This window comes from Lacrimispora indolis DSM 755 (genome assembly GCF_000526995.1).
GTDB lineage: Bacteria > Bacillota > Clostridia > Lachnospirales > Lachnospiraceae > Lacrimispora > Lacrimispora indolis.
This window is the reverse complement of sequence record NZ_AZUI01000001.1, coordinates 3,908,049-3,920,718: the sequence shown is the minus strand read 5'-3', so window position 1 is coordinate 3,920,718 and position 12,670 is coordinate 3,908,049. Positions and strand designations below refer to the sequence as shown.

Sequence of the window (12,670 nt, the reverse complement as noted above, 5' to 3'; positions counted from 1 at the left end):
TTCTGTTTCTGGGGACATACTATAAATAAGAAATACGTATTTCTACAACATGTTAAAAGGGGGCATCCTTATGGCTAATTATAAACCAATAGCAAAAACGATTTCATCTGCTTCTGCAATTTCAGGAGTATTGGTTCCTGCTGATCTTTCCACGACAAGCTGGGGGTTACTTTTAGTAAGAGGTTCCGCATTATTCAGCAATACGATCCTGCGCAGCGGCGCAGTGGCCGTATGGGAAAGTACAAATCCTACCACCGCTGCTCCAAACCGTCAAACATTTACAGATGCAAATGCCGTATATGGCATTACCTGCAGAGCCGGAGTAAACTTGATATTAAAGTTCTATGCTAACTAACTTTTAAACAGGGCGCCTCAAAGGTCAGAATCCTACATCACGCTCACCAAACACCAACGGGCGAAAGCTAATATAACGATATCTGGCATGTATGGGATTTGAAAAGGAACCTTTGAGGCGCCTTTTCTTCAATAAACATTATTTATCACAAAGGAGGGGGAGGACTATTGCCAAAAGTAACTTTCACAGGCTGTCAGATCATTTGTTCCAGAATCGTGACAGCAGATATTACCCTGTCAAATAACTCGTATCTATTGATCACGGGAACCGTATACAGCCCCACCGGAAAGCCTTTGCCAAACGCTGCCGTTGAAATACGCTTTGTGGATGATTCCCGGATTCCAGCAGAAGAAAAATGCTTAGGCGTGACCTTTACGCTTCATGATGGTTCTTACGGAATATCACTTCCCAGAATTGGTGAAAAGAAATATAAATTGATTGCTTATTCGCCCGTATAAACGGGAACAAAGTATAACCAATGAACAGGGAGGTTGTAATGAAGAAGTATAAAACATTGGATGGCTACCACGTCTATGGGATAAAAAAGGATAAAAAACGAATCTTTTTGGCTGACCGGATCAATTACGGAAAGGAGATAAAAAAACTGCTGGATACCTTAGATGACTTAAAATTTGACTCCCTGATTTTCCTATTTGGAATTGATACGGGAGCATACATTCCTCTTATGAAAAAATTGCTGTGTGAAAGAAACAGAGTGATTATTTTTGAACCAAACCCTGGAATCCGAAAAAAATTCGGTTCTAAATTAGGGGACAATATCATTCTTGTTCCCTTTGATGAAAACCAGGTGAAACAAATTTTTGACAGTATGATCCACTTTAAAAATATCAATAACATTTACTTTCACGCATTCGGCAACTACCGCAGCGTTTATGAGGAAGAATACGGCCGATTGATCGAACTGCTTGATTGGACCATCATCAATGCAGCTTCCCAGGTGGATCTTGCAAAGCGCTTTAAAAAAGTTTTCATCCAGAACATGATTGCCAATATGAAAGCATTGGACCGGTCCACTCCTATCCACCGCTGCAGGCTGTCTAACTTAAACGTGCCGGCCCTGGTAGTATCCGGAGGCCCCTCTCTGGATTCCAACATCAAGGAAATGCTGGCTCATAAGGATCAGCTTGACCGGTATTTTATCATTACCGGAAGCAGGACCGTCGAAGCCTTGACGAAAAACGGGATTGTTCCTGATATGATCGTGTCCGTGGATCCGGTTGATGCTAACTTTGATATGATGAAGAACTGCTTAAATCTGGAGGCGCCTCTTGCGTTTTATGAATACAGCAACAGGTATTTAGTGAGAGATTATAAAGGAGATAAAGTCTTCATCTCTCTCCTGTTTTCCCAGACAGTAGAGGGCTTTGAAAATTATCAGGCAGTGTTTTGCGGAGGTTCCGTTGCCCATGCCTGCATTGACATTGCAAACATGACGGGCTGCTCTCCCATCATATTCCTGGGTCAGGATTTTGCCCATACTTACCACAAGCACCACGCGGACAGTGCGGTCTTTGATTATGATAAAAGCCTGACATACGGTGCCACAACCCTTGTAAAGGATGTTTACGGAAATCCCGTGGGGACCACCGTTACCCTGGATCATTACCGGAGAAGGCTGGAACACTACATTACCATTTTTAAGGACCAGAAACGGATCCGGTTTATTAACTGTTCCTATGGAGCGGAAATAAAAGGTGCGCCACATAAGGAGCTTTCGGAAGTGTTTAAGGAAGAAGCAACAGGCAGACAAAAAAAGAAGTTCATTCCAAGCCGTGAAGTCCATATGGACAGCAAAGAAACCATAGATTCTCTCCTTCACTTTCTGGAGGAATACAGGATAAAGGCAAGCCAATGCCTGGAATTATGCGAAATCATACGTTCCGAAAACCATACAAAATCTCTTTTAAAGATTGATGAAAGAGATATTGATTTACAGAGAATCCTGTATATCTTAAAGGTTGTGACTGACTTTGAAAATGATGTAAATACCAAATATCTGGGAGGATATTTCAGCGAATTTGTTTTTGAAATGAAGGAAAAAACATTTCATATGTCTGCAAAGGATTATAAAAAGCTGACCTCTGATCTGCAGCATCAGGCCAGGTCTTTTCAAATATATTTTAATAGAATGAAAGAAATGCTGGAGGAAGTAAACGAAACCATTTTAGAGACCGTAACAGAATTCTATTAACCGCATATAGTTTAGTAAAAAAATGGAAAAAGAGGATCGAGCTATGGAAGATGAGAGCAAAAATAAAGAAATCAATGATACCAAATATAAAGAAGTAAAAATCAATAAGATGATCATCAACGGGAAGGAACAGGCGGGAAACATTATCAATGCTGAGGATACCAATGGGAAACAGGAATTAAACGTGACCGTATATACCCGCAGCATGACCGAGGCCGCAAAAGGCGGAGGGGGGCATAATAAATTTTATGAACTGCTTCAAAAAGTCTTCTTTAAGAATAAACGGAGCTAGGCTCCAGTCCCGCCCGGAATATCACTTTCACATCCAGCTGGAAAAGCAGAACTTTCAGATCATCAAGGGAACCATATACGGTCAGGACCAGAAGCCCTGCAGGGGGGCTGTGATCCGTATCGCCCAAATCGACTGCCAGGACGGCACCAGGCAGCTGCTGGGTTATACCGTGGCAGATGAAAACGGGTATTATTTATTTTCCATTAAGGCAAAGTCTGATAAGAAGTATGAATTGGCTGTTTATGCTCCTCTTCTTTTCTTGGGAAAGGAGGGACTCCATTGAGCGGTTATACGGAAATTATTTTGTCACCAAAGCATTTTAAGAACAGTGACATGATAAAGACCACTATTATCATGGAAAAATCTGACCAGGTCTTGTTGAGAGGCACGATTTTTAATTCACGCCAGGAGGTCATAGAAGGAGCTGTTGTCCGGGTCATCAAAATAACCCAGGAAAACCAGCGGGTAAATAAGGGTTATGTGATCACCAACGGGTCCGGAGAATTTGCCATTGCCGTGGAAAAAGACAGGTACGCCAATTATCAGCTGGATATTTACGAACCACTTATAACCACTTAGGCGGGGTTGCACATTATGGAACAGATCAATCATGAATACCATATGGAAGGTATATTAATTAAGGGAAGGGTCCGTTATAAGGATTCTTGTCCGGTCATAGGCGCTGTTGTAATTTTAGAAAAGCTCAGCCCTGTTTATGATGAAGAATTACAGGAAAACGGACAGATAGGAACCTACCTTGAGCATACGCTCACCAATGAATGGGGAGAATTCTGCTTTTCTATCTCAGATAAGACGAGCAGCTACAAAATAAAGGTTTTTGATAACCATCACAAGTAAGGGAGGAAACATGAAAAAGGTTCTGGTTACAGGAGCAGATGGATTTATAGGCAGCCACTTAACGGAAAGACTTGTTGAACAGGGATATGAAGTAAGAGCGTTTACCTTTTATAATTCCTTTAATACCTGGGGCTGGCTGGACTCTCTTCCTCAAGGAATAAAGAAAGAAATTGAAATACAGGCCGGGGACATCCGGGATCCCAACGGCGTAAGAACCGCCATGACTGGAATGGAATCCGTCTTTCATCTGGCTGCACTGATCGCCATCCCCTTCAGCTATCACTCTCCTGATTCCTATGTGGATACCAACATCAAGGGGACGCTAAATGTTCTCCAGGCCGCAAGAAGCCTTGGCACGGATAAAGTGCTCATCACCTCCACTTCCGAGGTTTACGGCAGCGCCAGATACGTCCCTATTGACGAAGCCCATCCCTTTCAGGGACAATCGCCCTATTCTGCCACAAAGATCGGAGCAGACAGGCTGGCGGAATCTTTTTACAGAAGCTTTTCCCTTCCGGTGGCCATTGTCCGGCCTTTTAATACTTACGGACCGAGACAGTCTGCAAGAGCTGTGATACCGGCCATCATCAGCCAGCTGTTAGCGGGAGCCGGGGAAATACGCCTTGGCAGCCTGACCCCCACCAGGGATTTTAATTATGTAAAAGATACGGTAAACGGATTTATTGAAATAGAAAAGTCAGAAAAGACCATTGGGGAAGAGATCAACATTGCCAGCCAGAAAGAAATCTCCATAGGTGAACTTGCATTGGAGCTGATCAATCAGATCGACCCAAAAGCCAGTATCATCTGTGAATCTCAAAGGCTGCGCCCTGAAAAAAGTGAAGTAAACAGGCTTTTGGGATCCAATCAGAAGTTAAAAGACCTTACCGGCTGGAACCAGGAATACACTCTTTCCCTTGGCCTGAAAGAAACCATCAGCTGGATGGAGAAAAACCTGGATAAGTACAAGGCCGGAATCTATAACCTATAGAACGAAATGAGGGGGAGGAAAGAATATGATCCCTTTATCCGTTCCCAATCTAAAAGGGAACGAAAAAAAATATATCTTGGATGCTCTTGAAAGCGGCTGGATTTCCTCCGCAGGCACCTATGTAGCAAAGTTTGAACGGAACATGGCCTCTTATTTAAATGTATCCGGCGCAGCTGCCGTTCAAAGCGGAACTGCCGCCATCCATTTGGCCCTGCTCTTATCCGGCGTAAAGCCGGGGCAGGAAGTGATCGTTCCCACCCTTACCTTTATTGCTTCCGTCAACCCTGCGGTTTACGCAGGAGCTGTCCCGGTCTTTATGGATTGTGACGATTCTCTGAATATAGACTGTGACAAGCTGGAAGATTTTTTGAAAAAGGAATGCCTCATGACCTCTTCCGGGCCGGTAAACAAGCGTACCAGCCGTCACATTCAGGCGGTTGTGGCCGTCCACATCTTTGGCAACATGGCGGATATGGAACGGCTGAAAGCATTGTCTGAACAATATGGATTCCAATTGATCGAAGATGCCGCGGAAGCACTGGGAACCTGTTATAAGCAGGGGAAATACATGGGTCAATTTGCAGGGACCATTGGGGACTTCGGGACCTATTCCTTTAACGGCAATAAGATCATCACCACAGGGGGAGGAGGGATGGTAACGGCAAAGGATGAAAATGCCCTGGAAAAAGCCAGGTATCTTGCCGCCCAGGCAAAAGACGACCCCTTTTTCTATACTCACAAGGAAGTGGGTTATAACTACCGCATGACAAACTTACAGGCAGCCCTGGGAGTCGCCCAGCTGGAATGCCTGGAGGATTTTATCCGGATCAAGGAAGCCAATTATGAGTACTACAGAAACGCCATACAAGCAATGGAAAACTTTGAGCTGCTTCCCTTTAACCAAAAGGCCAGGAATAACCGGTGGTTTTATTCCCTCCTCTTAAAAAGCGGCGGGCCGGACCGGGATAGGGTTATGAAGCGGTTAAGGGAAAAGGATATTGAAACAAGGCCTATCTGGCAGCTGATTCATACCCAGAAAATGTATGAGGATTGCCAGGCCTATTTTATAGAAAAAGCACCCCTTTACTGGAACCGGATCATCAATATTCCCTGCAGCACCAACCTTCTAAAAAAGGACATGGATTATATTATTGAAGCATTAAACTGCATTTAGCAGTCTGAAAGAGGGATAGGCATGGAAGTTCATAAATTTATCATTGCTCCGGACCGTTCCATTCGGGATGCAATTAAACAATTGGACCAGACGGCAAGAAAACTCCTTGTTGTTGAAGAGGATCATAAGCTGGCCGGTGTTCTCACCGATGGGGATATCAGGCGGTGGATATTAAAGAATAAAGACATTTCCATGCCAGTGCGCCTGATCATGAACACCGCTCCTGTTGTTATAAAAAAGGATAAAAGCCATCTGGCCCTGGAAATCATGAGAGAAAAACAAATTGAGGGGCTGCCCCTGGTAAATGACAATAACCAGGTCACTGATATCCTGTTCTGGAATGAGCTGAGCGGTCATGATCCGGGCCGTTCCCAACAGACCCAGACGCCGGTAGTCATCATGGCCGGAGGCAAGGGTTCCCGGTTATATCCATATACAAAGGTCATTCCAAAACCCCTGATTCCCATAGGCGATATCCCCATCGTAGAAAGAATCATGGATCAGATGATGGAGTACGGGTTTCATGAATTCTATCTCACCATAAATTATAAGAAAGAGATGATAAAAGCTTATTTTAACGATGACCGCCGTTATCATCTGCACCTGATCGAAGAAGAGAAACCCCTGGGAACAGCCGGTTCCTTAAACCTGGCAAAAAAGGATATAAAGGGGAGCTTTCTGGTAAGCAACTGCGACATTTTAGTGGATGTCAATTACACCAAGCTTCTCATGTACCACAAGACCCATAAAAATAAGATCACCGTTGTCACGGCCATGAAAAGCTATGAGATTCCTTACGGAGTGATCACCCTGGGAGAAAACGGAAGCATTGATGCCTTAAAGGAAAAACCCAGATATGAGCTGCTGGTGAGCACCGGACTTTACGTATTGGAGGAAGAAATACTAAAATACATTCCTGATAACCAGTATTTTGATATGACGGACTTAATCCGCAGGTGCTTAAAAAACGGCGAGCAGGTAGGCGCCTATCCTGTTATGGACAGCGCCTGGCTGGATATGGGGGAATTCAGTGAAATGAAAAAAATGGCTGAAAGAATGAAATTATGAAAAAAGAATTGATTCTGATCGGCGGAGGCGGCCATGGGGAAAGCATCATAGACACCATCCGGGGATTGGAAACTTACAGCATCGCCGGCATCCTGGATCCAGGAAAAAAAGCGGGAACAGATGTACTGGGCATAAAGGTAATCGGAAGCGACCAGGATTTAACCTATTTTTTTAATATGGGGATCAGGAATGCGGTGATTGCCGTAGGAAGCATGGGAAACCCCGGCCCAAGACAGAAGTTATACCAATTATGCCGGAATATCGGCTATGAACTTCCCAATATCATCGACAAAAGCGCCATCCTCTCCGAAACTATTAAAATGGGAGAAGGAAATTTCATTGGAAAGGGAGTCCTCATCAATACCGGCGTTACCATCGGAAACGGAACCATTATCAATACAGGCGCCATCCTGGAACATGGCTGCAGGATCGAGGACTTTGTCCACATTGCTCCTGGATGTGTCTTATGCGGAAATGTCCAGGTTAAGGCCAATACCCATATTGGAGCCCATTCCACCCTCCTCCAGGGTGTGAGCATTGGTAACGGCACCATGATCGGAGCAGGCAGTCTGGTCCTGAAAAATATATCATCTAAAAAGCTGGCCTATGGGAGTCCGGCAAAGGAGGTAGCTTCCCATGAGTAAAGTCATGATAATTGCCGAAGCAGGGGTAAACCACAACGGCGATATAACGATTGCCAAACAATTGATCGACGCCGCAAGCATCACTGGAGCCGACGCCATCAAATTCCAGACCTTTAAGACAAATCTCCTTGTGGTCCCTGATGCCAGGAAAGCGGACTACCAGATAGAAAATACCGGCCATGCCATGTCCCAATATGAAATGTTAAAGAGCCTGGAATTATCCTGGCAGGCCTTTGAAGAACTGGTCCAGTACTGTGCCTTCCGGCAAATAACATTCCTTTCCTCTCCTTTTGATGAGGAAAGCCTCCTTTTCCTTGACCGGCTTGGGGTTGAGCCCATAAAGATCCCCTCAGGGGAGATCACAAACTATGGGTATTTAAAAAAAATTGCTTCCTTAAAAAGGAAGGTTATTCTGTCAACGGGAATGTCCACTGAGGACGAGGTGGGGGAAGCACTGGAGATCTTAGAAAGCAGCGGAAAGGAAATTATCCTGCTCCATTGTTCCAGCGCTTATCCAACCATGATGTTGGATGTGAACTTAAACGCCATGGACACCTTAAAGCGCAGATTTCATAAGCAGGTGGGATATTCCGACCATACGCCAGGAATCGAAGTGGCTATCGCCGCTGCTGCCCTTGGCGCCTGTGTCATTGAAAAGCATATGACCCTGGATAAAACCATGCCCGGTCCGGATCACAAGGCCAGTCTGGAGCCGGATGAATTCAAGCACATGGTGGACAGCGTCAGAAACATTGAGCTGGCCCTTGGGGATGGAGTGAAAAGGCCCACAGAGGCGGAACTAAGAAACAGAGATCATGTGAGAAAATATCTGGTGGCTTCCAGGGAGATCAGACAGGGGGAAGCCTTTACCTTAAATAACTTATGCGCCAAACGCTGCGGCTATGGAATCTCTCCCATGAAAATCCACAGCCTGTTAGGGAAAACAGCACAAAGAAACTATGAAAAGGACGAAAGGATCGACCAATGATCAGATTATGCGTTGTGACCGGAAACCGGGCAGAGTACGGCCTGTTAAAGCCGGTGATGGACCGGGCCCTTCAGGACCCGGAATTTATGCTGCAGGTGATTGCCACCGGAAGCCATCTGGATACCAGATATGGGAATGGCTGTGAGGATATAGAAAACAGCGGCATAAAAGTCGATGAGAAAATAGAGATGAACCTGGCCTCAGACACCTCCTCTGGAATCTGCAAATCCATGGGCCTGGAAATGATCAGCTTATCCGAAGCCTATCAGCGGTTAAAACCGGATATGGTGGTTCTGCTTGGCGACCGGTATGAAACCTTTATGGCAGCAAGCGCCGCTGTCATCTGCAAAATCCCTATCGCCCACATACACGGCGGGGAAATAACAAAGGGCGCATTCGACGATTGTATGAGGCACGCCATTACTAAGATGAGCAACCTTCATTTTACCAGCACAAAGGAATACAGGAGACGGGTCATTCAGATGGGAGAAGCCCCGGATAGAGTCTATTGGGTGGGAGCCCTTGGGATCGAAAACATGAAAACCATAAATCTGCTGACCAGGCGGGAATTAGAGGAAGCATTAAATATCCCACTGACCCCGCCAATGGCTCTTGTGACCTTTCATCCCGCCACTTTAAGCCAGAAAAACGCTTCTGCACAGTTTCAGCCATTGACAGAGGCCCTTCTTCACTTTCCGGATTTATTTACAGTCTTTACAAGGAGCAATTCCGACACAGGCGGAAACCGGATCAACGAAATGATCGACGTTTATGTAAGGGAACATCCCAAAAAATCGGCGGTATTCCCTTCCCTTGGGGTACGGCGCTACTTAAGCCTGATGAACTGTGCTCAGGCCGTGATTGGAAATTCCTCCAGCGGGATCATGGAGGCGCCTTTTCTCAAGGTGCCCTCCGTTAACATTGGAAGCAGACAGGATGGAAGGATAAAGCCAGCCTCTGTCATAAGCTGCGGTTCTTCTGCAAGGGAGATCACGGCAGCCATCCAAAAAGCCCTGGACTTTAACCTGCGCCAGGAGGAGGTTCCAAACCCTTACGAGAGCCGGGATACCAGCAGGCAGATAATTGGTGTGATAAAACAGGAGTTTCATAAGGGAATTCATCTGGAAAAGAATTTTTATGATGTGGAGTGGAGGATGTAATGTATAAAGACAAGACTTTTTTAGCAATCATACCTGCCCGCAGCGGCTCAAAGGGAATCATAGACAAAAATATCAGAGAAATAAACCACAAGCCTCTTATGGCATATACGGTGGAAGCCTGTAAGCGCTCCAAGATCTTCGACGATATTCTGGTGTCCACAGACTCAGTTAAATACGCAAAGATCGCAGAGCGCTTCGGAGCCAGTGTGCCGTTTCTTCGCCCTGAAAAGCTGGCATCTGACCAGGCTTCCTCCATTGACGTCATACTTCATGTACTGGAGGAGATGGAACGTCATGGAAAAACCTTTGACTGCTTCATGCTCTTACAGCCGACCTCTCCTCTCAGAAACGAAACCCATATGATAGAAAGCGCTCATATCCTGGCAGAGAATCATGCCGATTCCGTCATCAGCATCTGTAAGTCAGAACCCACCTCCTACTTAACCATACGGCTTACGGATGAAGGAATGGTAAAAGTCCCGTTCTCAGATAAAAAACAGGTGAGAAGACAGGATATTCGGCCCGAATACCGATTAAACGGGGCCATCTACCTGTCTCTGACCAGTTATTTTATGAAGCATAAAAGCTTTTATGAGGGCAGGACTCTGCCCTATTTCATGAATGCCTTTGATTCCGTTGACATTGACGATGATTTTCAGTTTAAAATAGCGGAATTGCTTCTGCTTGATAAAGAGTTATCAAATCCTGCCAAAAAACCTTCCCTTAATTTTCATCCCTTATGAGACCAAGGGCCAGAAGAGCACTTTTCTCAAGTTCTTCTGCTGTTGTAAATTCTTTTGGCGTATGGACTTCGTTCATTCCGCAGGCAACCACGATCCCCCGGATCCCATTGCGGACAAAATGGTTGTTATCGCTGCCGCCCAGGGTATACTGGGTGGTGCCTTTTAAGCCAAGGGACCGGCACACCCGTTTAAACCGTTCCACCACCTCTTCGCCGTCCCCTATTTCATAGGCTTCGATCTGCTTTTCAAAGACGATTTCTAAGCTTCCTCCATATGAGACAGCCGTACGTTCAAAGGTTTCCTTCAGTGTATTCCATTCTTCCATAGCCTTATGATCCTTTAAGCTTCGGATCTCGCCCAAAACAACACATTCGTCGGAAACAATGTTGGTCTGCTTTCCACCGCTTATTTTTCCAATGTTTACGGTGGTATCTTCATCCACCCATCCCTGTTTTAACTGGGAAATTGCATGGGCTGCGATCTCAATGGCATTGATCCCCAGCTGGGGGCAGAAGCCTGCGTGTGCAGTTTTGCCCTTTACCTCAAGTTTAAAGGAAAGAAGGGTAGGCGCTGCTGTTGCTGCCAGGCCGATCTCCCCGCTTAGATCAAATACATAGGCCTGCTTTGACTTTATTTTTGAATAATCAATGAGCTGGCTCCCTTTTCCGTAGTTCTCTTCCGCCACAGGGAACAGGACTTCAATATCCGGGTGGGAAAGGTTATTTTCCCGGATCACCCGGACAGCCTCAAGTATGGCTGCGATCCCGGAAAGGTCATCGGCACCGAGAACCGTATCCCCTTCCGATGTGATCATTCCCTGTTCATCTTCCACCGCTCTCTTGCCGATTCCAGGCTTTACCGTATCCATATGGGCTGACAGCAATATGGGGGATGAATTTGAGGTTCCCTTTAAAAAGCCGTAAAGATTTCCCGTGGGAGCTGCTGTTCCATATTCCGGCAGCTTTTCTTTCAGCCGGTAACCGGCATCATCCTCCCACACTTCAAATCCAAGCTGTTTTAATTCACCTGTCAAATAATCTGCGATTTCCCGCTCCTGATAAGTTTCGGAATCAAATTCCACCATTTTTTTAAATTGGCTTACAAGCCTGCTTCTATGAATCATACGGTCACCTGCTCTTTTCATATCAGTTATTTTTTTACATCATCATATCTTTTAAACTTTTCTTCCGGCGTTTTGCTTAATTCCTTCCGGTTCTGTGGAGCCGACCAGATGCCCTCATAATCGATCTGGTTCACAAAACGGGAATTAAAATCCTGGAAAAAGGACTTGTTTTCCGACTGGGGCGCCGCAATATCCCGGAAGTAAGTATTGTTTCTGAATGCAGGAATTTCATACAAATCCCTGCAATATCCCCAGATGTTTTCGTAATCAACCACTCTGTGCTTAATGGGGCCTAAGTTCCGGTAATAATGGGTGTCAAACCTTGCCAGGGTCACAAAAAGCCTTACATCGCTGTCCGTCACGTAATCCCCAAATAAAAAACGGTTTTTAGACAGGCGTTCTTCGATAGAATCCAGAGCGTTATAAAAGTCTTCAAACGCTTCTTCATAGGCTTCTATGGACTGGGCAAACATCATCCGGTAGGTCCCGTTGTTCACATTAGGAAAAAGCCAGTCGTTGTAATCGTCGATCTCTTTTCTAAGCTCCTCAGGATATAAGTCCGGGGCATCGGGATTCTGGAAGGGACGGAAGGCTGTTTCAAAGTAATTGGTCAGCCTGTGGTAATCATTGTTGACCACCTGCTTCGCAGTAACATCCACAAGGGCCGGAACCGTGCAGCGTCCTTCATAATCCGGATCCGCATTATAATAAAACTCGCTTAAGTACTGAGCGCCAAGGACCGGGTCCTTTCTGTCCTCATTATACACGAATTCCCAGCCATATGCACTATTTTCTTTGCTGTGGCCCACTAAATTAATGCCGATGGCATCTGAAAGGCCCAGCAGCTCCCGCACAATGGAGGCCCGGTTGGACCAATGGCAGCCTTTTGCCCAAAACAACCGGTACCTGCCCTTTTCTGCCTTTAGATCCTGTTCTCCATCTCCAAAAGGAGTTGTAAACCGGTTAGGCTGGCGGATAAATGCACCTCTTTCGTCGATTTCCTTTTCTATTTCCTTTGGGCGTACCTTTTGCCCGCTGCTTAAATCTGCCATGTGAATTTCC

General features: G+C 45.6%; 16 protein-coding genes. 14 read left to right on the top strand and 2 right to left on the bottom strand.

Features of this window, described 5'->3' with window-relative positions; translation table 11 throughout:
* Nucleotides 1-70 precede the first annotated feature (70 nt).
* The 14 genes from K401_RS0118745 to K401_RS0118680 all read left to right on the top strand — a co-directional run bounded on the left by K401_RS0118745 (nt 71) and on the right by K401_RS0118680 (nt 10,485).
* Nucleotides 71-355 (top strand): hypothetical protein, encoded by a 285-nt coding sequence (locus K401_RS0118745; RefSeq protein WP_024294398.1) that lies wholly within the window; start codon nt 71-73, stop codon nt 353-355.
* 167 nt (nt 356-522) lie between these two features.
* Nucleotides 523-813, top strand: coding sequence for a carboxypeptidase-like regulatory domain-containing protein (locus K401_RS0118740; protein WP_024294397.1), 291 nt, complete (start codon nt 523-525; stop codon nt 811-813).
* Between the two features lie 38 nt (nt 814-851).
* Complete coding sequence (locus tag K401_RS0118735) at nt 852-2,567, top strand: motility associated factor glycosyltransferase family protein (RefSeq protein WP_024294396.1); 1,716 nt, start codon at nt 852-854, stop codon at nt 2,565-2,567.
* Nucleotides 2,568-2,610: 43 nt separating this feature from the next.
* A complete protein-coding gene (locus K401_RS0118730; RefSeq protein ID WP_024294395.1) occupies nt 2,611-2,859 on the top strand; it encodes a hypothetical protein in 249 nt (82 codons plus the stop codon).
* Nucleotides 2,816-3,142 (top strand): peptidase associated/transthyretin-like domain-containing protein, encoded by a 327-nt coding sequence (locus tag K401_RS0118725; RefSeq protein ID WP_024294394.1) that lies wholly within the window; start codon nt 2,816-2,818, stop codon nt 3,140-3,142. The genes K401_RS0118730 and K401_RS0118725 overlap by 44 nt, the downstream gene beginning before the upstream one ends.
* On the top strand, nt 3,139-3,438 hold the full coding sequence (locus K401_RS0118720; RefSeq protein ID WP_024294393.1) for a hypothetical protein: 300 nt from the start codon (nt 3,139-3,141) through the stop codon (nt 3,436-3,438). Before K401_RS0118725 ends, K401_RS0118720 begins: the two co-directional genes overlap by 4 nt.
* Before the next feature lie 15 nt (nt 3,439-3,453).
* Nucleotides 3,454-3,717, top strand: a complete 264-nt coding sequence (locus K401_RS0118715) for a hypothetical protein (protein WP_024294392.1) — start codon at nt 3,454-3,456, stop codon at nt 3,715-3,717.
* A 10-nt stretch (nt 3,718-3,727) separates the two neighbouring features.
* A complete protein-coding gene (locus K401_RS0118710; RefSeq protein ID WP_024294391.1) occupies nt 3,728-4,708 on the top strand; it encodes an NAD-dependent 4,6-dehydratase LegB in 981 nt (326 codons plus the stop codon).
* Nucleotides 4,709-4,733: 25 nt separating this feature from the next.
* Nucleotides 4,734-5,882, top strand: coding sequence for a LegC family aminotransferase (locus tag K401_RS0118705; RefSeq protein WP_024294390.1), 1,149 nt, complete (start codon nt 4,734-4,736; stop codon nt 5,880-5,882).
* A gap of 21 nt (nt 5,883-5,903) precedes the next feature.
* The gene (locus K401_RS0118700) at nt 5,904-6,950 is read left to right on the top strand and encodes a nucleotidyltransferase family protein (protein WP_024294389.1); all 1,047 of its coding nucleotides are present in this window, start codon (nt 5,904-5,906) and stop codon (nt 6,948-6,950) included.
* Nucleotides 6,947-7,594, top strand: a complete 648-nt coding sequence (locus K401_RS0118695) for an acetyltransferase (RefSeq protein WP_024294388.1) — start codon at nt 6,947-6,949, stop codon at nt 7,592-7,594. Before K401_RS0118700 ends, K401_RS0118695 begins: the two co-directional genes overlap by 4 nt.
* Complete coding sequence (gene neuB, locus K401_RS0118690) at nt 7,587-8,582, top strand: N-acetylneuraminate synthase (protein WP_024294387.1); 996 nt, start codon at nt 7,587-7,589, stop codon at nt 8,580-8,582. The genes K401_RS0118695 and neuB overlap by 8 nt, the downstream gene beginning before the upstream one ends.
* The gene (neuC, locus tag K401_RS0118685; protein ID WP_024294386.1) at nt 8,579-9,742 is read left to right on the top strand and encodes a UDP-N-acetylglucosamine 2-epimerase; all 1,164 of its coding nucleotides are present in this window, start codon (nt 8,579-8,581) and stop codon (nt 9,740-9,742) included. Before neuB ends, neuC begins: the two co-directional genes overlap by 4 nt.
* Nucleotides 9,742-10,485, top strand: a complete 744-nt coding sequence (locus K401_RS0118680) for an acylneuraminate cytidylyltransferase family protein (RefSeq protein WP_024294385.1) — start codon at nt 9,742-9,744, stop codon at nt 10,483-10,485. Before neuC ends, K401_RS0118680 begins: the two co-directional genes overlap by 1 nt.
* Here K401_RS0118680 and K401_RS0118675 read toward each other — a convergent pair.
* On the bottom strand, nt 10,466-11,608 hold the full coding sequence (locus K401_RS0118675) for a M20/M25/M40 family metallo-hydrolase (protein WP_024294384.1): 1,143 nt from the start codon (nt 11,606-11,608) through the stop codon (nt 10,466-10,468). The genes K401_RS0118680 and K401_RS0118675 overlap by 20 nt on opposite strands.
* A gap of 26 nt (nt 11,609-11,634) precedes the next feature.
* On the bottom strand, nt 11,635-12,660 hold the full coding sequence (locus tag K401_RS0118670) for a glutathione S-transferase C-terminal domain-containing protein (RefSeq protein ID WP_024294383.1): 1,026 nt from the start codon (nt 12,658-12,660) through the stop codon (nt 11,635-11,637).
* Nucleotides 12,661-12,670 lie beyond the last annotated feature (10 nt).

What these genes read in the sequence shown, in the direction of transcription:
- K401_RS0118695 (WP_024294388.1), top strand. Translation starts at nt 6,947, where the DNA reads ATGAAAAAAGAATTGATTCTGATCGGCGGAGGCGGCCATGGGGAAAGC.
- K401_RS0118675 (WP_024294384.1), bottom strand. Translation starts at nt 11,608, where the DNA reads ATGATTCATAGAAGCAGGCTTGTAAGCCAATTTAAAAAAATGGTGGAA.
- K401_RS0118680 (WP_024294385.1), top strand. Translation starts at nt 9,742, where the DNA reads ATGTATAAAGACAAGACTTTTTTAGCAATCATACCTGCCCGCAGCGGC.
- neuB (WP_024294387.1), top strand. Translation starts at nt 7,587, where the DNA reads ATGAGTAAAGTCATGATAATTGCCGAAGCAGGGGTAAACCACAACGGC.
- neuC (WP_024294386.1), top strand. Translation starts at nt 8,579, where the DNA reads ATGATCAGATTATGCGTTGTGACCGGAAACCGGGCAGAGTACGGCCTG.
- K401_RS0118725 (WP_024294394.1), top strand. Translation starts at nt 2,816, where the DNA reads ATGAACTGCTTCAAAAAGTCTTCTTTAAGAATAAACGGAGCTAGGCTC.
- K401_RS0118700 (WP_024294389.1), top strand. Translation starts at nt 5,904, where the DNA reads ATGGAAGTTCATAAATTTATCATTGCTCCGGACCGTTCCATTCGGGAT.
- K401_RS0118710 (WP_024294391.1), top strand. Translation starts at nt 3,728, where the DNA reads ATGAAAAAGGTTCTGGTTACAGGAGCAGATGGATTTATAGGCAGCCAC.
- K401_RS0118745 (WP_024294398.1), top strand. Translation starts at nt 71, where the DNA reads ATGGCTAATTATAAACCAATAGCAAAAACGATTTCATCTGCTTCTGCA.
- K401_RS0118670 (WP_024294383.1), bottom strand. Translation starts at nt 12,660, where the DNA reads ATGGCAGATTTAAGCAGCGGGCAAAAGGTACGCCCAAAGGAAATAGAA.
- K401_RS0118730 (WP_024294395.1), top strand. Translation starts at nt 2,611, where the DNA reads ATGGAAGATGAGAGCAAAAATAAAGAAATCAATGATACCAAATATAAA.
- K401_RS0118735 (WP_024294396.1), top strand. Translation starts at nt 852, where the DNA reads ATGAAGAAGTATAAAACATTGGATGGCTACCACGTCTATGGGATAAAA.
- K401_RS0118715 (WP_024294392.1), top strand. Translation starts at nt 3,454, where the DNA reads ATGGAACAGATCAATCATGAATACCATATGGAAGGTATATTAATTAAG.
- K401_RS0118705 (WP_024294390.1), top strand. Translation starts at nt 4,734, where the DNA reads ATGATCCCTTTATCCGTTCCCAATCTAAAAGGGAACGAAAAAAAATAT.